The organism is Acinetobacter sp. 1130196, assembly GCF_000588095.1.
GTDB classification, from domain to species: domain Bacteria; phylum Pseudomonadota; class Gammaproteobacteria; order Pseudomonadales; family Moraxellaceae; genus Acinetobacter; species Acinetobacter nosocomialis.
In genome coordinates this window covers 1-23,490 of sequence record NZ_JFWX01000044.1, presented here as the reverse complement: position 1 = coordinate 23,490, position 23,490 = coordinate 1, and the positions used below count along the sequence as shown (strand labels likewise).

General features: G+C 38.8%; 24 protein-coding genes. 17 read left to right on the top strand and 7 right to left on the bottom strand.

What is annotated here, in order from left to right; all coding sequences use genetic code 11:
• Positions 1 to 255: 255 nt before the first annotated feature.
• From cyoA to alr, 10 genes are all read left to right on the top strand, one after another.
• Entirely contained in the window at positions 256 to 1,308 is a 1,053-nt protein-coding gene (cyoA, locus tag J671_RS21010; protein ID WP_002049341.1) for a ubiquinol oxidase subunit II, read from the top strand.
• A 3-nt stretch (positions 1,309 to 1,311) separates the two neighbouring features.
• Positions 1,312 to 3,303, top strand: coding sequence for a cytochrome o ubiquinol oxidase subunit I (gene cyoB, locus J671_RS21005; protein WP_002049358.1), 1,992 nt, complete (start codon positions 1,312 to 1,314; stop codon positions 3,301 to 3,303).
• A 4-nt stretch (positions 3,304 to 3,307) separates the two neighbouring features.
• The gene (gene cyoC / locus J671_RS21000) at positions 3,308 to 3,928 is read left to right on the top strand and encodes a cytochrome o ubiquinol oxidase subunit III (protein WP_002049203.1); all 621 of its coding nucleotides are present in this window, start codon (positions 3,308 to 3,310) and stop codon (positions 3,926 to 3,928) included.
• On the top strand, positions 3,928 to 4,257 hold the full coding sequence (locus J671_RS20995; protein ID WP_000094534.1) for a cytochrome o ubiquinol oxidase subunit IV: 330 nt from the start codon (positions 3,928 to 3,930) through the stop codon (positions 4,255 to 4,257). Before cyoC ends, J671_RS20995 begins: the two co-directional genes overlap by 1 nt.
• Before the next feature lie 10 nt (positions 4,258 to 4,267).
• On the top strand, positions 4,268 to 5,146 hold the full coding sequence (gene cyoE, locus J671_RS20990) for a heme o synthase (RefSeq protein WP_031983326.1): 879 nt from the start codon (positions 4,268 to 4,270) through the stop codon (positions 5,144 to 5,146).
• Positions 5,147 to 5,327: 181 nt separating this feature from the next.
• On the top strand, positions 5,328 to 5,711 hold the full coding sequence (gene rpsF / locus J671_RS20985; protein ID WP_002049107.1) for a 30S ribosomal protein S6: 384 nt from the start codon (positions 5,328 to 5,330) through the stop codon (positions 5,709 to 5,711).
• Between the two features lie 11 nt (positions 5,712 to 5,722).
• Positions 5,723 to 5,950: a 30S ribosomal protein S18 gene (gene rpsR / locus J671_RS20980; protein ID WP_000090661.1), complete on the top strand. Its 228-nt coding sequence runs from the start codon at positions 5,723 to 5,725 to the stop codon at positions 5,948 to 5,950.
• Positions 5,951 to 5,958: 8 nt separating this feature from the next.
• The gene (gene rplI, locus J671_RS20975; protein WP_000382591.1) at positions 5,959 to 6,405 is read left to right on the top strand and encodes a 50S ribosomal protein L9; all 447 of its coding nucleotides are present in this window, start codon (positions 5,959 to 5,961) and stop codon (positions 6,403 to 6,405) included.
• Between the two features lie 201 nt (positions 6,406 to 6,606).
• Positions 6,607 to 8,052, top strand: coding sequence for a replicative DNA helicase (dnaB, locus tag J671_RS20970; protein ID WP_031983324.1), 1,446 nt, complete (start codon positions 6,607 to 6,609; stop codon positions 8,050 to 8,052).
• A 32-nt stretch (positions 8,053 to 8,084) separates the two neighbouring features.
• Positions 8,085 to 9,155, top strand: coding sequence for an alanine racemase (gene alr / locus J671_RS20965; protein ID WP_031983322.1), 1,071 nt, complete (start codon positions 8,085 to 8,087; stop codon positions 9,153 to 9,155).
• 57 nt (positions 9,156 to 9,212) lie between these two features.
• Here the strand turns inward: alr and J671_RS20960 are convergent, their stop codons facing one another.
• From J671_RS20960 to J671_RS20945, 4 genes are read right to left on the bottom strand one after another with little or no spacing between them, the layout of a single operon-like run.
• Positions 9,213 to 9,947: a proteasome-type protease gene (locus J671_RS20960; protein WP_002049189.1), complete on the bottom strand. Its 735-nt coding sequence runs from the start codon at positions 9,945 to 9,947 to the stop codon at positions 9,213 to 9,215.
• Between the two features lie 16 nt (positions 9,948 to 9,963).
• Positions 9,964 to 10,743 carry a transglutaminase family protein gene (locus J671_RS20955; protein WP_031983320.1) on the bottom strand — a complete coding sequence of 260 codons (780 nt, stop codon included), beginning with the start codon at positions 10,741 to 10,743 and terminating at the stop codon, positions 9,964 to 9,966.
• Positions 10,744 to 10,745: 2 nt separating this feature from the next.
• Positions 10,746 to 11,342, bottom strand: a complete 597-nt coding sequence (locus J671_RS20950; protein ID WP_002049176.1) for an alpha-E domain-containing protein — start codon at positions 11,340 to 11,342, stop codon at positions 10,746 to 10,748.
• 22 nt (positions 11,343 to 11,364) lie between these two features.
• Entirely contained in the window at positions 11,365 to 12,915 is a 1,551-nt protein-coding gene (locus J671_RS20945; protein WP_031983319.1) for a circularly permuted type 2 ATP-grasp protein, read from the bottom strand.
• A gap of 225 nt (positions 12,916 to 13,140) precedes the next feature.
• Here J671_RS20945 and J671_RS26085 point away from each other — a divergent pair, with 225 nt between their 5' ends.
• Positions 13,141 to 14,148 (top strand): helix-turn-helix transcriptional regulator, encoded by a 1,008-nt coding sequence (locus tag J671_RS26085; protein ID WP_031983318.1) that lies wholly within the window; start codon positions 13,141 to 13,143, stop codon positions 14,146 to 14,148.
• A 33-nt stretch (positions 14,149 to 14,181) separates the two neighbouring features.
• On the opposite strand, the gene J671_RS25990 is transcribed toward J671_RS26085, so the two are convergent.
• Both J671_RS25990 and mnmG read right to left on the bottom strand, forming a co-directional pair.
• Entirely contained in the window at positions 14,182 to 14,331 is a 150-nt protein-coding gene (locus J671_RS25990; protein ID WP_002049353.1) for a hypothetical protein, read from the bottom strand.
• A gap of 198 nt (positions 14,332 to 14,529) precedes the next feature.
• Positions 14,530 to 16,410 carry a tRNA uridine-5-carboxymethylaminomethyl(34) synthesis enzyme MnmG gene (mnmG, locus tag J671_RS20935; protein ID WP_002049310.1) on the bottom strand — a complete coding sequence of 627 codons (1,881 nt, stop codon included), beginning with the start codon at positions 16,408 to 16,410 and terminating at the stop codon, positions 14,530 to 14,532.
• 232 nt (positions 16,411 to 16,642) lie between these two features.
• On the opposite strand from mnmG, the gene J671_RS20930 reads away from it, so the two are divergent.
• The 6 genes from J671_RS20930 to purD all read left to right on the top strand — a co-directional run bounded on the left by J671_RS20930 (position 16,643) and on the right by purD (position 22,583).
• Complete coding sequence (locus J671_RS20930; RefSeq protein WP_002049150.1) at positions 16,643 to 16,945, top strand: hypothetical protein; 303 nt, start codon at positions 16,643 to 16,645, stop codon at positions 16,943 to 16,945.
• Between the two features lie 155 nt (positions 16,946 to 17,100).
• Positions 17,101 to 18,006 carry a 50S ribosomal protein L11 methyltransferase gene (gene prmA, locus J671_RS20925; RefSeq protein WP_031983316.1) on the top strand — a complete coding sequence of 302 codons (906 nt, stop codon included), beginning with the start codon at positions 17,101 to 17,103 and terminating at the stop codon, positions 18,004 to 18,006.
• A gap of 13 nt (positions 18,007 to 18,019) precedes the next feature.
• Positions 18,020 to 18,862, top strand: a complete 843-nt coding sequence (locus tag J671_RS20920) for a zinc-ribbon and DUF3426 domain-containing protein (protein ID WP_031983314.1) — start codon at positions 18,020 to 18,022, stop codon at positions 18,860 to 18,862.
• A gap of 376 nt (positions 18,863 to 19,238) precedes the next feature.
• On the top strand, positions 19,239 to 19,508 hold the full coding sequence (gene fis, locus J671_RS20915) for a DNA-binding transcriptional regulator Fis (protein WP_001086304.1): 270 nt from the start codon (positions 19,239 to 19,241) through the stop codon (positions 19,506 to 19,508).
• A gap of 88 nt (positions 19,509 to 19,596) precedes the next feature.
• Positions 19,597 to 21,171, top strand: coding sequence for a bifunctional phosphoribosylaminoimidazolecarboxamide formyltransferase/IMP cyclohydrolase (gene purH / locus J671_RS20910; RefSeq protein ID WP_031983312.1), 1,575 nt, complete (start codon positions 19,597 to 19,599; stop codon positions 21,169 to 21,171).
• 125 nt (positions 21,172 to 21,296) lie between these two features.
• Entirely contained in the window at positions 21,297 to 22,583 is a 1,287-nt protein-coding gene (gene purD, locus J671_RS20905; RefSeq protein WP_031983310.1) for a phosphoribosylamine--glycine ligase, read from the top strand.
• A gap of 106 nt (positions 22,584 to 22,689) precedes the next feature.
• Here purD and J671_RS25420 read toward each other — a convergent pair.
• A protein-coding gene (locus tag J671_RS25420; RefSeq protein WP_152534347.1) for an IS5-like element ISAba27 family transposase occupies positions 22,690 to 23,490 on the bottom strand; the annotation gives its coding sequence in 2 pieces (ribosomal slippage) (positions 22,690 to 23,130 and positions 23,132 to 23,490; 800 coding nt annotated over the 2 pieces). This gene is flagged as partial in the annotation.

The window sequence follows — 23,490 nt, the reverse complement described above, 5'->3', positions numbered from 1 at the left end:
TATAGAGAGTTGATATTTAAATAAAAGCTCCATCATAATTCGATACCCTACAAAAAAAATCGGGTTTTAAAACAATTATTTCAAGCTGCTTTACATGTAGCTTAGTTTGTCGATATGAGGCATAATGCCCTACAACGTAGCGGTGTCGCATCATTGAGAAGTCTAAATTTTAAGACTAGCGTTCTCAATCATGCGACACTTTAATCGCTATCCCATATTTAATTAGGGAATGGGACTCTTCACCGAGGTTGTAAAATGAGACAAACGATTTTAGCTGTATTGTCTTTATCAACGCTTGCCGCACTTTTGACTGGGTGTGGTGGTGATATGGTACTTCTAAACTCTAAAGGTCCAGTTGGTCAAGGTCAAAGTGACCTTATGATGACTGCGATCTATTTAATGTTACTCGTGGTGATTCCTTCAATCATCATGGCATTATGGTTTGGTTGGAAATATCGTGCGTCAAATAAAGATGCAGACTATAAACCTACATGGGCACACTCAACTGCAATTGAAGTTGTAGTATGGGGTATCCCTGTCATTATTATTGGTATTTTAGCTTGGTTAACTTGGTGGGGTTCCCACAAGTATGACCCATACCGTCCTTTAGAATCAGATAAAGCACCTTTAACTATTCAGGTTATTGCTGAACAGTTCAAGTGGATTTTTATTTATCCTGAACAAAACATTGCGACTGTTAACGAAGTACGTTTCCCAGAAAAAACTCCGTTAAGTTTCAAAATCACGTCTAACTTCACAATGAACTCATTCTTCATTCCGCAGTTAGGTGGCCAGATTTACGCAATGGCAGGTATGCAAACTCACCTTCATTTGTTAGCAAATGAAACTGGTGTATATCGTGGTTTCTCTTCTAACTACTCAGGCTATGGTTTCTCTCAAATGCGTTTCAAAGCGCATAGCGTTACAGAGCAACAATTCAACGAATGGGTAGCAGCAGTTAAAGCTGGTAATGGTTCAACTATTAATCCAGAAGCAGTGCAAAAAGCTACGCTTGACCAAGCTGAATTGGCAACCTTACGTGATGGCGATCGTTCTAAGCACCAAATCGAGCATTTAGTCAATCGTGCTAAAGCTGCTGGTGATCAAGAAGCGCTTGCTAAAGCAGAAGCGATGAAACCGTTCCCGACTAAGCCACACCCTGTGACTTATTACTCTTCAGTTGAACCAAAACTGTTTGAAACAGTTATCAACCATTATATGAGTAACTATCATGGTGCTGACCACTCTGCTGGGCATGCAACAGCAGAAACTCATGCTGCAGCTGAACACGCTGCTCAAGGGGAATAAGACATGGATATGATTTTTGGTAAATTGGGTTGGGACTCTATCCCGACAGAGCCAATCGTACTTGTCACCATGGTCTTTATGGCACTTGGTGCAATTGCTGTGCTTGGCGGTATCACCTATTTCAAAAAATGGGGATATTTGTGGAAAGAATGGTTTACAACTGTAGACCATAAAAAAATTGGTATCATGTATATCATCGTATCTGTCGTCATGCTTTTGCGTGGTTTCGCCGATGCGATCATGATGCGTTTACAACTTTTCCTCGCTAAAGGCGGTGGTGAAGGTTATTTACATCCTGACCATTACGACCAGATCTTCACCGCACACGGTGTAATCATGATCTTCTTCGTAGCAATGGGTCTCGTTGTAGGTATGATGAACATCTCTGTTCCTTTACAGATTGGTGCTCGTGACGTTGCTTTCCCATTATTGAACTCTTTAAGCTTCTGGTTATTCGCTGGTGCTGCTGGTTTAATGATGCTTTCACTTGTATTAGGTGAATTTGCTGCGACTGGTTGGATGGCTTACCCTCCTCTGTCTGGTATTCAATATTCTCCTGGTGTAGGTGTTGACTACTATATCTGGGCACTTCAGGTTTCTGGTCTAGGTACGCTTTTATCCGGTGTTAACTTCTTCGTTACCATCATCAAGATGCGTGCACCTGGCATGAAATTAATGGACATGCCTATTTTCACGTGGACTTCACTTTGTACGGCAGTATTAATCATTGCATCATTCCCTGTATTAACAGGTACGCTTGCAATGCTTACATTAGACCGTTACTTTGGCTTCCATTTCTTCACAAATGAGCTTGGCGGTAGCCCAATGCTTTATGTGAACTTGATCTGGACATGGGGTCACCCTGAAGTATATATCTTGGTATTACCAGCATTTGGTCTATACTCAGAAATCGTTGCAACCTTCTCTCGTAAAGCGTTGTTCGGTTACAAGTCTATGGTGTATGCAACTATCGCGATTACTGTTCTTGCGTTTGTTGTATGGCTTCACCACTTCTTTACCATGGGTGCTGGTGCGAACGTTAACGCGTTCTTCGGTATCATGACCATGGTTATTGCGATTCCTACTGGTGTGAAAATCTTCTCTTGGTTATTCACCATGTACAAAGGTCGCATCACCTTTACTACTCCAATGTTATGGACGCTCGGCTTCCTTGTAACATTCGGTATCGGTGGTTTAACTGGTGTACTTATGGCTGTTCCGCCTGCGGACTTCTTGGTACACAACTCATTATTCTTGATCGCTCACTTCCATAACGTAATTATTGGTGGTGTGGTGTTTGGTATGTTTGCCGGCATCATTTACTACTGGCCAAAAATGTTTGGTTGGAAGCTCAATGAAGCATGGGGTAAAGCTGCATTCTGGTTCTGGTTCTTTGGTTTCTATTTTGCATTCATGCCACTTTATATCCTTGGTTTCATGGGTATGACTCGTCGTTTGAATACATATGACAACCCTGAATGGGATCCATACCTTGCGATTGCATTATTTGGTGCTGTTCTTGTTGCGATTGGTATTGCATGTTTCTTAATGCAAATCATCGTTGGTTTCTTACAACGTCACCAAAACATGGACCACACAGGCGATCCATGGGATGCTCGTACACTTGAATGGGCTACTTCTTCCCCTGCTCCATTCTATAACTTTGCGCATGAACCAGATGGTAGCGGTATTGACCGTTTCTGGACTGACAAAGAAAACGGTGTAGCATACGCACGTAATACTAAATATGAAGACATCCACATGCCGACTGATCGTGCTGCTGGTTTTGTCATTGCAATGTTCATTACACTTCTTGGCTTTGCACTTATCTGGCATATTTGGTGGCTCGTTGTTGTTTCATTCGTTTCAGCTGTTATTAGCTTGATCGTAAGCTCATTCACTAAGAATGTTGATTACTATGTTCCAGCTGCTGAAGTTGAGCGTATTGAAAACGAACGCTATGCTTTACTTGAAAAACACTTGAAGAAGGACTAAGGAAATGGCTGAAGTACTTCATCACGACAACCATGGCCACGATGGTCATCATGAACATGATGATACAGATTTAACGGTCTTTGGTTTCTGGACATACTTGATGAGTGACTTGATTCTTTTCGGATCACTCTTCATTGCGTTCGCTGTATTAAGCAGTCATGTTCCAGCAGGGACTCCAAGTGCATATGACCTGTTCCATAATTCATTAGGCTACGTGTTAACTGAAACATTTGCCTTATTGATTTCATCGGTAACTTTCGGTTTTGCTGTACTTGCCTCTTATAAAAAGAATGTAAATCAAGTTATTACTTGGTTATTTATTACATTCCTTTTTGGTGCAACCTTCATCGGTATGGAGCTCTATGAATTCCATCACCTTGTAGAGGAAGGTCATGGTCCAACTCATAGTGCATTCTTGTCATCGTTCTTTACTTTGGTTGGTACGCACGGTATCCACGTAACTTCTGGTTTAGTGTGGATGTTGGTATTGATGTATCAAATCAAAACTAAAGGTTTGACTTTACCGAATACACGTCGTCTTGCTTGCTTAAGCTTGTTCTGGCACTTCCTTGACATCGTTTGGATCTGTGTATTCAGCGTCGTTTACTTACTGGGAGTTCTCTAATGAGTAGTCATGAGCATAATGCTGCTGGTGCGTCACACGGTAACTTTAAGCAATACACTGTAGGTTTTATTCTATCTGTTATCCTTACTATCATCCCATTCGGGATGGTGATGGCAGGTGGTTTCAGCCGCGGTCTTTTAGTTACAGTGATTGCAATTACTGCCGTTGCTCAGGTTCTTGTACAACTTGTGTACTTCTTACACATGAATACATCATCTGAACAACGCTGGAATATGATTGCATTTATCTACACGATCCTATGTATCGCTGTACTGTTAATCGGTTCTGTGTGGATTATGAATTATCTTCACTACAATATGATGATCTAAACTGATTGTCATGTTGAAAAAGTATTTATTCCTGACTAAACCAGGAATTCTCTTCGGTAATTTCGTTACCACCTTGGGCGGCTTCTTCTTAGCCGCCCAAGGCTCTATAGACATCTTATTATTATTGCTCACTCTCATTGGAACAACGTTAGTCGTTGCCTCAGGTTGTGTTGTCAATAATGTTATTGATCAAGATATTGATACAAAGATGCAGCGCACTCAAAACCGCGCACTTGTTAAAAAAACCATCTCTCCTACTGTTGCGCTTATATATGCGTTTCTACTTGGGATAATTGGTTTTAGCATTTTGTGGTTTGGTGTAAATGGTTACGCATTTTTGTTTGCAGTAATTGGTTTTGTTGTCTATGTCGGTTTTTATAGCTTGTGGACCAAACGTACCTCAATCCATCAAACCGTTATTGGTAGTATCTCCGGAGCGAGTCCTCCTGTTATTGGTTATACAGCGGTAACTCATCAATTTGATGTGGCAGCCTTGCTTTTGTTTTTAGCATACGGTTTATGGCAAATGCCTCACTCTTGGGCAATTGCAATTTATCGTTTTGATGATTACAAAAATGCAGGAATTCCAATTTTGCCTGTAGCACGTTCTATTTATCGTACGAAAATTGAATGTGTAATATATATCCTGTTATTTGCAGCTGTTTTGAACGGGTTATATTGTTTTGGTTATACCAATGTATTCTTTTTAATTACCTTTAATGCTTTAACCGCATACTGGTTCTATTTATCGATTATTGGATTCAAAGCCGAAAACGATCAACTTTGGGCTAAACGTTTTTTCCTCTACTCGGTCATATTAATTACCCTGTTAAGTTTGAGCTTTAGCTTTACCTATCAATCCCCTGCTCCAAATCTTCCTCTCTTTTAATTAAGGGAGGATTTCCTCCTCAAAAACAACTTTTCATATTTCTTATCAAAAGATTTGTTTTTAGTCTAATTTTTACCTATAATTCAGCCTTCGCATTTTTTGCGACGTAGCTATTTATATTTTAGCTATGACTCCTTGCTTCTAATTTTTTAGGGGCTGTTTAAACCGTAAGGAGCTGACAATGCGTCATTACGAAATCGTACTTTTGGTACATCCAGACCAAAGCGATCAAGTTGTAGGTATGGTTGAACGCTATATCTCTCAGATCAAAGAAGCTGATGGTCAAATTCACCGTTTAGAAGATTGGGGCCGTCGTCAATTGGCTTACCCAATTAACAAAATTCACAAAGCGCACTACATTCTTATGAATGTTGAATGTGGTCAAACTACGCTTGATGAGTTAGAAGAATTATTCCGTTATAACGACGCGATCATTCGTAACCTTATCATCCGTCGTGAACACGCAATCACTGAAGAGTCATTGCTTGCTAAGAGTGCTGAAGAAAAGCGTGCGCGTAAAGCTCAACGCGAAGAAGCACAGCAAGTTGCTCAAGAAGCTGAATAAGGAGAACATCAATGGCACGTTTTTACCGTCGTCGCAAGTTCTGCCGCTTTACAGCTGAGAATGTTGCGTACATCGACTACAAAGATATCGACACTTTAAAACAGTACATCACTGAAAACGGCAAGATTGTTCCTAGCCGTATCACTGGTACTAAAGCTCGTTATCAACGTCAATTAGCACTTGCTATCAAACAAGCTCGCTATTTGTCTTTGATTCCGTACACTGACAACCATAAGTGAGGTGATCTGTGGACGTTATCTTATTACAACGCATTAAGAACCTTGGTAAATTAGGCGATAAAGTATCAGTTAAAGCTGGTTATGGCCGTAACTTCCTTATCCCTCAAGGTAAAGCAGTTGCAGCTACTGAAGCTAACACTGCTGCTTTTGAAGCTCGTCGTGCTGAACTTGAGAAGCAAGAAGCTGAAGTATTAGCTGCTGCTCAAGCACGTGCTGAACAATTGAATGAAGTTAACATCGTTATCACTGCTAAAGCTGGTGACGAAGGTAAACTCTTCGGTTCTATCGGTACTCGTGACATCGCTGACGCGTTAACGAATGCTGGTCTTACAGTTGACCGTGCAGAAGTTCGTTTACCAAACGGTGCGCTTCGTCACACTGGTGAATTCAACATCGCAATCCAATTGCATCATGATGTTGTTGCAGAAGTTCTCGTTACTATCGTATCTGAGTAATTTCTCATCAAAAAAAGAGCATGCTCACGCATGCTCTTTTTTTATCTCTTAAATTTATGAAATAAAATTAGATATATTAATTCCTGATCAGTTCTTCAGTTTAATTGGTTTTTTAATTAGGTAGTTTATTTATTTTTGTTTTAAGATAGTTCTCGGCTTAAAACCCTTTTTTGTGCACACATTTTATCATCAGGTCTAATTATGTCTCAGGCGAATGCCACTTCTTTAACGCTTTCATCTCTAACAGAAAATAAGACGAGTGAATCAGGCCAACTTAAAGAGTTTCGCACTCCCCCACACAATTTAGCCATTGAACAAGCAGTGCTTGCTGCATTGATGACCGTTGCTGAATCTTTTGAACAAATCAGTGACCTACTCAAAGAAAATGATTTTTATGCCACTCGTCATAAATATATTTACCGTGCAATTGAAAAATTAGCGCAGGAAAATTCACCGTACGATGCGGTATTAGTGAATGACTGGCTTTTAAAACAAAACTTACTTGATGCTATTGGTGGTGAAGAATATTTAATGCAGCTTATGGCTGATTCACCTTCAAGTTTCTATAACCTTGAAACCTATGCAACCAAAATTAAAGAATTCTCTACACTAAGAAGTATGATCAAGGTAAGTACTGAAATTTTACAAAATGCTTATGACACAAAAGGGCGTGGTGTTAGTGAAATTTTAGATTTGGCCGAAACCAGTATTTTCTCTTTAGCTGAACAGCACAATAACAATAAAAAAGATTCTGGTCCTAAAGCAATAAGCTCTGTAACAGCCGATGTTATTAGTAAACTTGATGAACTTTCAAAACTCGATGGCAATATTACTGGTTTAACTACTGGCTTCTTAGAGCTCGATAATAAAACTTCCGGTATGCAACCTGGAGATTTAATTATTGTCGCGGCACGTCCGTCTATGGGTAAAACTACCTTTGCCATGAACTTGGTTGAAAGTGTTTTGCAATACAATAAACTTCCTGCTCTCGTATTCTCTATGGAGATGCCAGCTGACTCAATTGCAATGCGTCTAATATCCGCAATGGGTAAAGTTCACCAAGGACATTTACGTTCAGGTAATTTAGATGCAGATGAGTGGACTAAAGTTACTGGTACTATTTTGCAGCTTCAACAAATGCATTTATACATTGATGATTCGTCAGCTTTACCACCAACCGAGGTTCGTGCCCGAGCTAGACGTATTGCAAAAATGCATGATGGTAAAATCGGCTGTATCATGGTCGATTATTTACAATTAATGAAAGTTCCGGGTATGGGCGATAACCGTGTTGGCGAGATCTCGGAAATTTCACGAAGCTTAAAAGCCTTGGCAAAAGAAATGCACTGCCCTGTGATTGCACTTTCTCAGCTTAACCGAAGTCTGGAAAACCGCCCAAATAAACGCCCAGTAATGTCCGACTTACGTGAATCGGGTGCGATTGAACAGGATGCCGACTTAATCATGTTCATTTACCGTGATGAAGTCTATAACAAAGAATCTAAAGAAGCAGGCACCGCAGAAATTATCATTGGTAAACAGCGTAACGGCCCTATTGGTACCGTTCGCCTTGCCTTTGAAGGCCAATATACTCGTTTTAGTAATCTCTCTCCTGAGTATTACAGCCAATATGATGATGAAGAATAAACTCTATCTCTAGCCCAAAGGAGTAAATGAGGGTGCGTCAAGCAACAGTTTATATTGATCGCCAAGCGCTTCAATATAATTTAAACCGTGTCAAACAACTCGCAGCAAATTCAAAAATCGTAAGTATGGTAAAAGCCAATGCTTACGGACATGGAGTCAAAGACTGTTTAGCAGCCTTAAATGCCTCAGATGCCTTTGGTGTCGCCTGCCTACAAGAAGGATTAGAAATCCGTGAACTTGGTTTCGAACAACCAGTTACTTTAATTGAAGGCGTATTTTCTGAAGATGAAATGCCCGTCGCAATTGAGCAAAAATTTGAATGTGTTATTCATCATCAACAACAGTTTGAATGGTTAATTAAACACAAACAAGCATACATTGCCCAAGGCTTAAAAGTATGGGTTAAATTAAATAGCGGTATGAATCGTTTAGGTTTTAAAAACCCAGAAATTATTGAAGTCATTAAAACTTTAAAATCTGAAGGATTTACCTGTGTACTTGCTATGCATTTTGCCAATGCAGATGTAGACCATCCTTTAAATGAACAACAAAAACAGCAATTTTTGCAAGTAAAACAAGTTTGTGAACCAGTTTTAGCGTCTTGCTGTAATTCAGCGGCTATTTTTAAATGGCCAGAACTGAATTTTGACTATGTACGACCAGGTATTATGCTCTACGGTGCTTCACCTTTTGCAGATAAAACAGTACATGAGCTTGATTTAAAACCAGTTATGACTTTCACAGCAGAAGTTATCGCGTTAAACCATATTCAAGCTGGTGAACATGTGGGTTATGGTTCAACTTTTTGCGCCCAACAGGCTATGGATATTGCCATAGTTTCTATTGGCTATGGTGATGGTTATCCAAGAGCTTATGTTAAGCAAAATTTTGTCGCTATTGATGGCAAACTTTGTCCAGTTGTAGGACGTGTAAGTATGGATATGATAGCGATTGATGTCACAAATACTCAGGTAAAACTTGGTACCCAAGTGGAACTTTGGGGTAATCATCGTTTAGTTGATGACGTTGCTGAAGCTAACGGCACAATTGGTTATGAATTACTTTGCCGCTTAAGCACTCGTCCAGTCCGTCAAAGTACTTAATAATTTAGTAAATAAAAAAATCCAAGCTTGCTTGGATTTTTTTATTTGAAATACCTTTTAACGCCAATAATCATCTGTAGGTTTAGGCATTTCCTGTAAACCACGACGTAAAGTATCCGACCACTGACGACTAATTTGTGAAAAATACGGATCATCTTCACTAATTCGTTTACCCATAGGAATCACAAAACTATCTCTGCTATAGACCAAGGCATCTAATGGTAAACCTACCGACACATTAGAACGCAGTGTTGAGTCAAACGAGATTAAACTACAGCGTAGAGCATCATCTAACGGCATTGCATAATATAAAGCACGATCTAAAATAGGTTTACCATATTTACTTTCACCAATTTGAAAGTAAGGCGTGTCGGTTGTAGCACAAATAAAATTACCTTGCGGATAAACATTATAAAGCTGCATATCACCGCCTTTAATTTGTCCACCCACCAAAATACTACAAGCATAATTCATTTGTTCTTGAGTATCTGAGCTAATATCTTCTAAAACATTTTTTAAAGTTTTACCGACTAAATCAGCCACTTCAAACATTGTATTAATACTATATAAATTAGGCTCTTGCTGCAAAGTAAGCGCATTTTGCAAATGCCCGATAACCGCTTGTGTCGTTGCTAAATTACCTGCTGTTTGCAAGGCAATAAAACGCTCTCCCGTTACACCGAAAGTATGAAGCTTACGAAATACAGAAATATGATCGACCCCTGCATTAGTTCGAGTGTCACTTATAAACACCAAACCCTGTTCTAATCTCAGCGCACAACAATAGGTCATTTCGTTCTCTTTACATTCAACAAGCCAACACTTGAACCACAGACATCATATTTTCAATACCACCCTGTTCTCGCACACCTCTAATTGGGGCAACATCAAGATAGTCCCGTCCAACTGCGAGATAAATATGATGCTTTGGCGTAAACAATTGATTGCTTACATCAAAACAATACCACTGATTATCTAAAAATACCTCCGCCCAAGCGTGACTGGCAAGGTGCGGATAATTTTGATCAAATAAATAACCAGAGACATAACGTGCTGGTAATTGTAACGCACGACACATGGCGATTAAAACATGTGCATGATCTTGACATACTCCTTGAGCTGCATGAAAGGCTTGCGTGGCAGTCGTATGAACAGATGTACTATCTGGTTGATATGGCATCTTTTGCAGAATATTTTCACTGAGCAAAGCAATGTGTTGTCGATCTTTGACGGTTACAATTTTCTGGGCAAAATCCAACATTTCAGAATCATATTGAGTGGCCGCTGTACTTTGAAGAAATATTTTTGATGGTATAGGTACATCTACTCCACCTATCTCTTTATTTAAAAGCTCAACAATACCCTGCGCCATAAAAGTAAGATGTTGGTATTCATAACGCTGCGTAGCGGTTAACCAAATATTATTAAAAATATCTCTTTTGAGTGTCTTATCACCTGGCACACTGATTGCCCAATTCACAACATGTTGATGCAGCGATGTTTGAGGCATCATCTTAATATACTGAATACTGTTTTTAGCAGTTTCAGTATATTTATAATGCGTTTGATGATTAATCATCAATTTCATAATCATGCCTCGAACATATATTCCAGCTGCTGAGTAAAATTATAATAAGCATCCCAAGACGGATGATCTTTTAATAATTGCCAAGATTGATTTAGCTTCTCCCATCCTAAGTCATTCAGCTGTTGAAGCAATTTTTCTAGCTCCTGTAAAAGTCCCGTAAGGTCTTGCTGAAAACGTAGTTGTATATCTAATTGCTCTACTTTCTTTCCTAAATTCAGAAATAAGGCTATATCTTCATTTTCAGAATCAAGTATTTGATTACATTGAGCTAAAGCTTTATTTAATGAATCAGGATGAGCTTGAAGTGACTTAATCGCATGATTCAGTTCGGCATAAGCGCTAGAAGATAGTATCCCTCTTAATTCTTGAATATTATCTTTAGCAATCATGAACTGGTTCAGTAATGAATATGTTTGTTTCGTATCCAACATATAGCAGTTCAGTAATTCTGCTTGCTCAATGACCAGTCCAAATGCCGCTGCAAATTGAGTTGCTTTTTCATCATCGGTAAATGGTAAATGTGATACAGCAAATTTAATCCGCATTAAATAACGGCCCAACCAATAAATGTGGTGTGCACTCGAATTGAGTAAAACCATAAATTTCCTCTTTAACCGACTATTAGGAATGTAGCGTTTCAACGACCCATGTATCTTTAATGCCTCCTCCTTGTGAGGAATTTACGACTAAAGATCCTGCTTGCATGGCCACTCGTGTTAAGCCTCCCGGTACAATTTCAGTGCGATATGGGGAACTCAATACAAACGGACGTAAGTCGATGTGGTGCTCAGCCACTCCTGATGTCGTTAAAGTCGGTGCAACAGATAAAGCTAATGTTGGCTGTGCAATATATTCGTGTGGTGTAGCAATCAATTTTTTTCTAAATTCATCAATTTCACATGCACTCGCCTTAGGACCAATTAACATGCCATAACCACCAGACCCTTGAGCTTCCTTAATCACTAATTGATCTAGATGAGACAATACATAGTCTAAATGTTCCTTTTCGCGGCATTGATAAGTAGGGACATTTTTCAGAATTGGTGTTTCACCTAAATAATATTGAATCATCTGATCAACATACGGATAAATCGATTTATCATCGGCTACGCCAGTACCAGGTGCATTTGCAATCACTACATTTTTTTGTAAATAAGCGGACATAAGACCTGCTACCCCTAGGGCACTATCAGGTCTAAAGGCAAGCGGATCTAAAAAATCATCATCTAACCGACGATAAATCACATCAACCTTTTGACGTCCACGAATTGTTTTTACAAAAACTTGATCATTTTCTACAAATAAATCTCGGTTAGTAACCAGTGGCACATCCATTTCACGTGCCAAAAAGGCATGTTCGTAATAAGCACTATTAAAACGCCCTGGCGTTAAAACTACGATAAAAGGACAATCAACCTCTGAGTTTTCTTGAAGTATTTCTTTTAATAAGCTTGGGTAATGTTCAATGCCTTGCAAATTATTAGCAGCACAAAGTTCAGGCATGAGTTGCTGGCTAATATTTCTACATTCAATCATATAAGAGACGCCAGAAGGTGTTCTTAAATTATCTTCTAGTACAAAAAATTCACCTTCGCCATCTCGTATAATATCTATACCGCTAATTTGAGAATAAATTTTACCTTTAAGCTTGTGCTTGAGCATGTGTGGCTGAAAAGCCTCATGACAAATAATATGATTTTCTGGAATTAACTGTTCCTTTAAAATATGTTGTCCATGATAAATATCATCTAAAAAATAGTTTAAAGCTTTAACTCGCTGTGCACATCCAGCTGCTATTTTCTCCCACTGTTTTTTTTCAATTACTCTCGGGATTAAATCAAAAGGAATGGTTCGCTCTGCACCCTCTTTATCGCCGTAAACATTAAATGTAATACCGTGATAGAGAAAATGTTGTTTGGCCTCCGCATTTAACTGCTTAAGCTCATCTAAAGTTCGAATGCTCAACCATTGCTCAATTTTTTTAGAAGCAGCACCGTTAGATGTCACATCGTCTAGCATTTCGTTAAAAAACTGCGATTTTAACTGTTCAAATAAGTTCGTTTGTACCGAAAGATTGTCCATAAACGAAGTCTGGTTAAGTAATGCGGTGGTCGCCTGCTCTTGTAAAAAATAATCAATATCGGCTTGTAGGGCTTTCTCTTGTTCTGACATAGCAACCTCGTCTTATCATTTATCTATATTTCATTTTTAAATAAGCAATTTCAGTGCCACTTATATATCTATAATGCTTATTGGCTTTCGTTGTTATAACTTTCTTTTAAATTTTAGCATTGATTGTAAAAGGTGCCATAAACCGAATCTGACAAACTTGCTAAATGTGTAAAGTTTTTTTATTGTGTTGACACCAAAGCAATTGGATATAGATGTATTACGCTTATGTCTGTAATAGAAAAAGAAACTTCAAATAGTTTATATCGCCAGTGGCAGATTCTATCTCGCCTTCCTACCGGTAAATGGATCGGGACTCGAGAATTGCAAGAAATGCTTGAGCGTGAAGGTATCGAAATCAGTTTAAGAACAATTCAGCGTGATTTAAATCAAATTGCTCAGCGTTTTCCAATTGAAAGTAATAAAGCTGTGCCTCAAGGCTGGCGATGGCAATCAGATGCACCAATTCAAAGCTTACCGCATATGACAAGCTCTCAAGCAGTAACCTTTATGATGGTTGAAGAACATCTCAAACATTTGCTCCCACCAAGTCTACTTGATGAGATGGGTCCTTGGTTTGACTTAGCAAAACGTAGTCTGTCTACACAAAATAATGTAAGACAATGGATTAATCGTGTCCGTATTGTGCCAGCAAGCCAACCACTGATTCCACCTGTAGTCGACCGTGCTGCTCAACAAGCAATTTACGAAGGCTTACTGCAAGACAAACAAATTGAGTGTGTTTATCAAGCCCGTGTAAATCAAGGCGAAGATAAAACTTATATTTTAAATCCGCTTGCATTGGTCCAAAAAGGTGCTGTTATTTATTTAATTTGCCCCCGCCATGATAAAACCGAAGTACAAACCTTTGCCCTACACCGCTTCAAATCCGCTAAGGTTTTAGAAAGTCGTGCGCTCCACCCCGTTAATTTTGATATTGATCATTATATTGACTCGGGTGCTTTAGGTTTCAGGGTAGACTACAACCAACCTACTGAATTGATACAGCTCACCTTAACCATGACTGAACAAACTGCCAAAACTTTTTATGAAAGTCAGTTAAGTAAAGATCAGACAATTACTCCAATTGAAGAAAACATTGTCGAAGTTACGGCGACTGTTCCTTTTACATCTCAACTCGTCTGGTGGTTACGAAGTTTCGGTAAAAAGTTGCTCCATATTGAACCAGTTCAAGTACACAATGCAGTACGAGAAATTGAACCTGATAACAAATGACTAGATATAAAAAAGAGAACCGTCAGGTTCTCTTTAGATTTTGAATAATAATTTTCTTAATTTTATATTGGTATTTATAGTTTTATTTATTTTCAGATCATTCTGTTCTCCTCCACCAAAATGATCTGCTTCTTCTTTTGCGCTATGTTGAACATGAGCATTGGCATGCCAAATCATATCCATTATAGCGAATTGATTTCATTGTCATGTTTAAAGCCCTCTTGTTTGAACGTGAATTCAATATAACGTTCGTTTTAAAACATGTGAAATAAGAAAAAAAGGAAGTGAAATCTATTTTCTTCCTTAGGAAGTTTCCATATATTTTTTGATAAGAAAATAAAAAGCCCAGTCTTAACTGGGCTTTTTTAATGACTTAAATGATTAAGCTGTTTTTTTGATCATGTTATTTTTACGAATCGTGATCATTACAAGTTGAACAGCAGCTGGGGTAACACCAGGAATACGACTTGCTTGAGCCAATGTTTCTGGACGCACAGTTTTTAACTTCTGAGTAATTTCACGAGATAAACCTGAAACAACATCATAATCAAAATCGGCAGGAATCTTGGTTTCTTCAAGACGCTTTAACTGAGCTACATCTTCATGCTGACGGTTAATATAACCTTCATATTTAACCGCGATCTCGATTTGCTCACCCACTTGTTCTGAAACTTCTGAACCCGTAAGTTCTGCGATTTGAGCAAAACTAATATTAGGACGTTTGAGTAAATCAATCGCACTACATTCTTTACTCAAGTCAGCACCAGTCATTTCGACAAACTTTTTACCCATTGGGTTATTAGGCGCTGCCCATAAATGCTGTAATCGAGATGTTTCACGTTCAACTGCTTCCATTTTTTCACAATAAGCAGCCCAACGAACATCATCAACTAAACCAAGCTCACGACCAATAGTTGTTAAACGTTGATCGGCATTATCTTCACGTAACATCAAACGATATTCCGCACGTGAAGTGAACATGCGGTATGGTTCTTTCGTACCCAAGGTAATCAAATCGTCAACCAATACACCCATATAAGCTTGGTCACGTTTCGGTGTCCATTCTTCTTGCTCCCAGGCACGGCGAGCAGCATTTAGACCTGCAAGTAAACCTTGGGCACCAGCTTCTTCATAACCGGTAGTACCATTAATTTGACCAGCAAAATACAAGCCGTTAATAGCTTTGGTTTCAAGGGTAAATTTCAATGCTTGCGGATTAAAATAGTCATATTCAATTGCGTAGCCCGGACGCAAAATGTGGGCATTTTCCATACCACGAATTGAGCGTACAAGTTCAAACTGAACATCAAATGGTAATGAAGTCGAAATACCATTTGGATAAAGCTCATGTGTATCAAGACCTTCTGGCTCTAAAAACACCTGATGTGAGTCTTTATCAGAAAAACGATGAATTTTGTCTTCAATTGATGGGCAGTAACGTGGACCTACACCCTCAATAACCCCGGTATACATTGGTGAACGATCTAAACCACCACGGATAATGTCATGGGTTTTTTCATTGGTATGTGTGATATAGCAGTTCACTTGTTCAGGATGCATTGAAGCATCCCCCATAAATGACATCACTGGAGATGGGAAGTCACCTGGTTGTGGTGTCATAACAGAGAAGTCAACTGAACGGGCATCAATACGCGGTGGAGTACCTGTTTTTAAACGACCTACTGGTAGTTTTAATTCACGCAGACGCTGAGCAAGAGCAATAGAAGGAGGATCTCCTGCACGACCACCGCTTGATTTTTCTAAACCAACGTGAATAACACCACCCAAGAATGTACCTGTAGTCAACACAACAGTTTTTGCGTCGAAGCGAATACCCATTTGGGTCACAACACCCTTAACGGTATCGCCTTCCACAATCAGGTCATCAGCCGCTTGTTGGAAAATATCAAGATTTGCTTGGTTTTCTAATGTCTCGCGAATAGCAGCTTTATAACGAACACGGTCAGCCTGAGCACGTGTTGCACGTACTGCAGCACCTTTACGCGAGTTTAAAATACGGAATTGAATACCGCCTTTATCGGCAGCTAATGCCATTGCACCACCGAGTGCATCAATTTCACGTACTAAGTGTGATTTACCAATACCACCAATTGCTGGGTTACAGCTCATCTGACCCAAAGTCTCAATGTTATGGGTCAAAAGCAAAGTCTGTCGTCCCATACGCGCCGCAGCAAGTGCCGCTTCCGTACCTGCGTGACCGCCACCGATAACGATAACATCATAAACTTTAGGATAGTGCATGAGTACAAAAACACCAGAAAAAAAAGACGGAACATTATAGCAAAATTATCTGCTTATTGATGTACATAATTACAAAATTGTCATCACATGATTTACGCTACACCACATGTTTTGACATTTTGTTTCAGGAATTCAATACAAAGTGAATGTTTTTAAAAATTTTTCATTCTAGAATAAAAAACGTACAGCACTTCTACGACTTTAAAATTAACGCAACGAGAAGGAACACAAAATGAAAACGACCATGTTAAAAATCTTAACTGCATCTCTCCTTTGTTTTTCAGGCGTAACGTTGACCCACGCTGCGACTAATCATAATGCCAAATCGACTCACACTACTAAATCGAGTCATACTGCTAAAACAAGCAAGCATGCTGCAGAGTCAGGTACATCAGTAACACAAAAAGAACTGAGAGCTTGTGCTAAAAAACGTCAGGGTGATTGGGTTTCTTACAGCCATAATGGTGCAACCTTCAATGGTACTTGCCAACCAAACGAAAATGGCAAACTACAATTTAAGGCCCCTGCTCCCTAATATAGTTTGAACCTAAGGTATAGAAAAAAGTTTTAATTTTTCTATAACACAGCGAAATTTTCAAAAAGCGGTCCATTAAAGATGGGCCGTTTTCTTTTTTAAACCATTCTAGTCGGCTACAATACACCTTTAAATAAAATTTTTAGGTCCTTTTCGTGAAGTGGTTACAAATACACATTACCGTTGATCAAGAACAAGTTGAATTCACAGAAACACTTTTAATGTCTCTAGGTGCGGTAAGCGTAACGCTGGATGATGCTGAAGATCAGGCTTTGCTTGAACCATTACCAGGCGAAACACCTTTATGGAATAAAGTTATTGTTACAGGTATTTATCAACAAGACGAACAAGACCCAATTGATGTTGACACTTTAGAAGCTTTCTTAAAAGCTCAACTTCCAGATGTACCTATGCGTCATGAAGAACTTGAAGACCAAGTTTGGGAACGTGCATGGATGGATTATTATGAACCGATTCAAATTGGGGAAAAATTCTGGATCGTACCTGAGTGGTTAGAACCACCAGAAGCAGATGCGACTAATATTAAACTTGATCCAGGCCTTGCTTTTGGTACAGGTAACCATGCAAGTACATTTTTATGTTTACAATGGTTAGGTAAAACCGATGTAAAAGATAAAATCGTTATTGATTATGGTTGTGGTTCGGGCATTTTAGGCGTTGCAGCTTTATTATTAGGTGCTAAAAAAGTCTATGCGACAGATATTGACCCTCAAGCTGTTCTTGCGACAAAACAAAATGCAGAACTCAATGGGGTTTTAGACCGTCTATATGTGGGTCTTCCTGAAGAGTTCGATCAAGAATTCAAACCTCAACAAGCAGACGTTTTGGTGGCAAATATTTTAGCGGGACCATTAATGGCACTTGCGCCAGAGTTTGCACAATTACTGAAATCTGATGGTGAGTTCGCACTTGCTGGTGTAATTGAAGAGCAAGTAGCTGATGTTTCAGGTGTTTATTCTGAATTTTTTGATATATTAGACGTCGAAAAGCGCGAAGAAAACTGGTGTCGCATATCAGGAAAACGCAAAACAATAAATTGAGACTATTTAACTCATGAATGAAAAGCAAACCCGCTGCCCTAAATGTTTAACAGTTTATAAAGTTTCTCTAACCCAGTTAACTGTTGCTCAGGGCATGGTTTGTTGCCCTAAATGTAATTTAAATTTTAATGCTCTAACCAACTTAGTTAATGTTGAACTTCCAGAAGCAACAAACTCATCTGTTTTAGCTGACGGCTCGATTCAAACACGATATATGACTCATTCACATGTGTTAGATATCTTTGATCAAAAAGTTGAAAATTCTAATATTGATCTTTTGACGTATTTAAATAATTTAAATTACTTCCATAACGAGCCAATCAATGCGCTCCCCAACCTCAACTTAGCTGAACAAGCAACTTCACCTGAACAGGATAATGGTAAAAAGCATAGCTGGTTGTACTATACACTTTGGAGTTCTGCGAATCTGATTCTGATTTTAGTTTTTACTTTTCAGATTCTCTGGTTCAATCCAAAACTTATGCAGCAAAGCCCTGCTATTAGCCATGCATTTAATTATGTCTGTCAAATACTGCACTGCAGTAAGTCAGCTGAACAATATCAACTTCTTTATATAGAAAAGGTAAAGCTACGTAGAATAGATATAGAACATACTCGATTTTCTGGCGTTCTAGTCAATCAAAATAATAAAAGTATTGAGTTACCAAACCTAAAATTAAGTTTTGGTCGAGAAGGCAATCAAGAAGAGATCATTTTTACTCCTCAACAATACTTGGTTGAAAATTTACGAGGCATTCAACGTATCCCAACTAATACACCGTTTAAATTTCAATTTGATTTAAATAAAAGCAAAAAAAGCCTAGTAAATTATCGATTAGAAATTGTCCACCCCTAATTTGTAAAAAAAGTGAAAAAAAAATAAAAAAAAATGCAGTTAATTTGCTCACTTTTTCCTAGACAATGGTATGATACGCGCCACGAAAGCTTTGACTCATATACTCCTCGCTCTCAATTCAAAAAATATACTGTTAAGCATGTGTGCTTTTCTAAATTAAGCGCATAGCCTAACTTTTTTTGTTTTTGAGGGGGCTGTAACAAATATTTAACTATTGTTACGCTTATTTTTTACTCAATACGAAGATTTATGGCAAGCTAATTGTTCTTATGTTTTAGAGTCACTGTTTTAGGATCTAAAACAGGACTCCGTATTTTTAGACCACATTTATATACTACTTTACCCAAGCTAGTATTTGATTTTCGGATTAACTCGCATGAATAGCAAATCTCCTATTTTTACTGCACAATCTGATGTTGCTCTTCGCATCCACGTGGATCGCGCAGTTCGTCATTATTTTGCACAATTGCAAGGTGAGCAACCATCTCAGGTATATGACATGGTGCTAGCAGAAATGGAGAAACCTCTTTTATCTGTAGTTCTTGAATATACTCGTGGCAACCAAACACGTGCCGCAGAGATTCTTGGACTAAACCGCGGCACTTTACGCAAAAAGTTAAAAGCTCACGGTTTAATGAGTGAATAAATGATAAAATGCTCACGACGTCGTGGGCATTTTTTTATGCTTCTAATTGGTTTTAATCCGTAGACTTGAAATTGTTGACTTGAACATCATGACTATTAAACGTGCTTTGATTTCTGTATCAGACAAAACAGGAATTGTCGAATTTGCTCAAAACCTTACAGCTTTAGGGGTAGAATTATTATCTACAGGCGGCACATACAAGTTGCTTAAAGATAATAACATTGCTGTTGTTGAAGTATCTGAACATACTGGTTTCCCAGAAATGATGGATGGCCGTGTAAAAACACTACATCCAAAAATTCATGGCGGCATTTTAGCTCGTCGTGGTCTAGACGAAGCAGTTATGCAAGAACACAACATTGATCCAATCGATCTAGTTGTTGTCAACCTTTATCCATTTGCAGCTACAGTTGCTAAACCTAACTGCTCTCTTGCTGATGCTATCGAAAATATCGACATCGGTGGTCCGACAATGGTACGTGCTGCTGCTAAGAACCATGCCTCTGTAGGTATTGTTGTAAATGCTTCAGATTACGATACAGTGATTAGCGAATTAAAAGCTACAGGTTCACTTTCTTATGAAACACGCTTCGATTTAGCGGTTAAAGCATTTGAACATACAGCTCAATACGACGGTATGATCGCTTCTTACTTAGGCGCTCGCGTTGGTAAGACCGAAGGTGAAGCTGATTTATTCCCTCGTACGTTCAACACTCAATTAAATAAAGCACAAGATTTACGTTACGGTGAAAACCCACATCAATCTGCTGCTTTCTATGTTGAAGCAAACGCCAAAGAAGCTTCTGTTTCTACAGCAAAACAATTACAAGGCAAAGAATTGTCTTATAACAATATTGCTGACACAGATGCTGCACTTGAATGTGTTAAATCATTTGCTAAACCAGCTTGTGTCATCGTAAAACATGCTAACCCTTGTGGTGTTGCGGTTTCTTTAGACGGCATTAAAGCTGCTTATGATTTAGCTTATGCAACAGATCCAGAATCTGCTTTCGGTGGCATTATTGCATTTAACCGTGAGTTAGATGTTGCAACTGCTCAAGCAATTGTTGACCGTCAATTCGTTGAAGTTATTATTGCTCCAAGCATTGCTGATGGCGTACTTGAGGTAACTGGTGCGAAGAAAAATGTTCGTGTTTTAGTATGTGGCGAATTACCTGCAATTGATGCACGTGCTCCGCAACTTGACTATAAACGCGTCAACGGCGGCTTACTTGTTCAAGACCAGGACTTGGGCATGATCACTAAAGATGATCTTAAAGTAGTTACTAAACGTGCTCCTACTGAACAAGAAATTGATGACCTTATTTTCGCGTGGAAAGTTGCGAAATATGTAAAATCAAACGCTATTGTTTATGCAAAAAACCGTCAAACTATTGGTGTAGGCGCGGGTCAAATGAGCCGTGTTAACTCAGCACGTATTGCTGCAATTAAAGCAGAGCATGCTGGTTTGGTTGTTGAAGGCGCTGTTATGGCATCTGATGCATTCTTCCCATTCCGTGACGGTATTGATAATGCAGCTAAAGCTGGCATTAAATGTATCATTCAACCGGGTGGTTCTATGCGTGATGAAGAAGTTATTGCGGCAGCTGATGAAGCTGGTATTGCAATGGTCTTCACTGGTATGCGCCATTTCCGCCACTAATTTAAATTTAGTCCTCCCTAACCCTCCTTTTATTCAGGAGGGTTTTCCACAATAATGGAACTATCTCTCCACTTCGAGAAATAGAGGGGGATGAAAAAGGATTAAAGTTAAGGAACAAATTAAAAATGAATATTTTAGTTTTAGGTAGTGGTGGTCGTGAGCATGCTTTAGCATGGAAAATCGCGCAAGATACCAAAGTTACTCAAGTTTTTGTTGCACCTGGTAATGCTGGTACTGCAACAGAAGCAAAATGCGTTAACGTCCAACTTGATATTTTGGACAACCCTGCAATTATTGCTTTTGCTAAAGAAAATAATGTTGAGCTGATTGTTGTTGGTCCAGAAGCACCATTAGTAAATGGTGTAGTAGATGCTGCACGTGAAGCTGGTTTAAAAATTTGGGGTCCTACTCAATATGCAGCGCAGCTTGAAGGCTCAAAAGCGTTTGCTAAACATTTTTTAAAACGCCATAACATTCCAACTGCTTTTTACGAAGTATTTACTGAAGTTGATGCAGCGAAAGCTTACGTTGAAAAAAATGGTGCACCAATCGTTATTAAAGCTGACGGCCTTGCTGCTGGTAAAGGTGTAATCGTTGCAATGACCAACGAAGAAGCTTTTGCAGCGATTGATGACATGCTTGCAGGTAACAAATTTGGTGATGCTGGTTCACGCGTTGTAATTGAACAGTTCCTTGCTGGTGAAGAAGCTTCTTTCATTTGTATGATTGATGGTACAAATATTTTACCAATGGCAACTTCACAAGATCACAAACGTATTTTTGAAGGTGATCAAGGTCCAAACACTGGCGGTATGGGTGCTTACTCTCCTGCTCCAGTTGTAACTCCAGATGTTTTTGAACGTGTAATGACTGAAATTATGCGTCCAACTGTTGATGGTATGGCTGCTGACGGACATGTTTACACTGGATTCTTATATGCGGGTTTAATGATTGATGAACAAGGTCAACCACGCGTAATTGAATTTAACTGCCGTTTTGGTGACCCTGAAACTCAACCAATCATGATGCGCTTAAAGTCATCTCTTGTTGATTTGGTTGAAGCAGGTATTGCAGGTAATTTACCAAAAGAAGCTGAGTGGGATGAGCGTAAGTCAATCGGTATTGTACTTGCAGCAGAAGGATACCCAGATAGCGTACGTAAAGGTGATGTGATTTCTGGTATCGGCCAATCACCTGAAGATACTAAAATCTTCCACGCAGGTACTGCAACTCGTGAAGATGGTCACATTGTGACTTCTGGTGGACGTGTACTTTGCGTAACTGCTTTAGGTGACAGCGTTCTTGAAGCACAAATTAATGCTTTAGAAGTATGCGGCCAAGTAACTTTCACAGGTATGCAATACCGTAGTGACATCGGTTACCGCGCGATTGCACGTGAAAAAGCTGAATAAAATTTAGCAAAAAAAGCTTCCTATTTAGGAAGCTTTTTTTATTTTGTGCACCAATAGAAGAAAATGATATAAATTTTTTAGAAGATTAGACCTCTTGCGAAAGTCGTTATTGCAAGTTCATCCGATTTACCAGTGCAGCGATTAAGTTAATGCGTAAACCGAATCTTTTCCGTCTATTTCGATAGCGTTCACTTAATATTCTAAATGTTTTCAATTGACTATTAATATGTTCGATCACAACTCGTATTTTTCCAATCATTTTATTGTACTTTTTCTCAACATCAAATAAGGGTAAATTCTTCTTTTTCTTTATTGGCATCAATAATTTAAAGCCATCTTGCTCTAATCCGTAGTACCCTAAATCGGTCATAACATATTTACAATGTTTGAATTTTTTAACCGTTCTTCTTGCCAATTTAATGTCATGCTGACTGCCATTCGATATATCTAGCCCTATGATTTGTTTGCTGTTCGGATGATAGATCACTTGTGCTTTTAGCGTATGTTTCTTCTTTTTACCACTGTAGAACTTACTCTGATTTTTTTTTCGGACGTTCTATTGAACATTCTGTCGCATCAATAATGACCCAGTTAAACTGTTCGTCTGCTGTGGTAATGCTTCGTTTTGGCAGAGTAAACCGTCTTGATTTCATCAATGCATCTTCAACCTTTTTAATGGTTCGATTCACATTACTTTCAGCGATATGGTAATTTGCAGCCAACTCCAATTGAGTGCTGTAATTCCGTAAGTAATTGAGTGTTAATAATAATTGATCCTCTATAGCTAAAGTATGAGGACGCCCAGATTTCTTTTTAAGTGATTCTACTTCTTTTAAAACTTCGATCATTTCACTAAAAACTGGTCGAGGTACACCAACCAAGCGCTGGAATTCAGAATCTGAAAAAC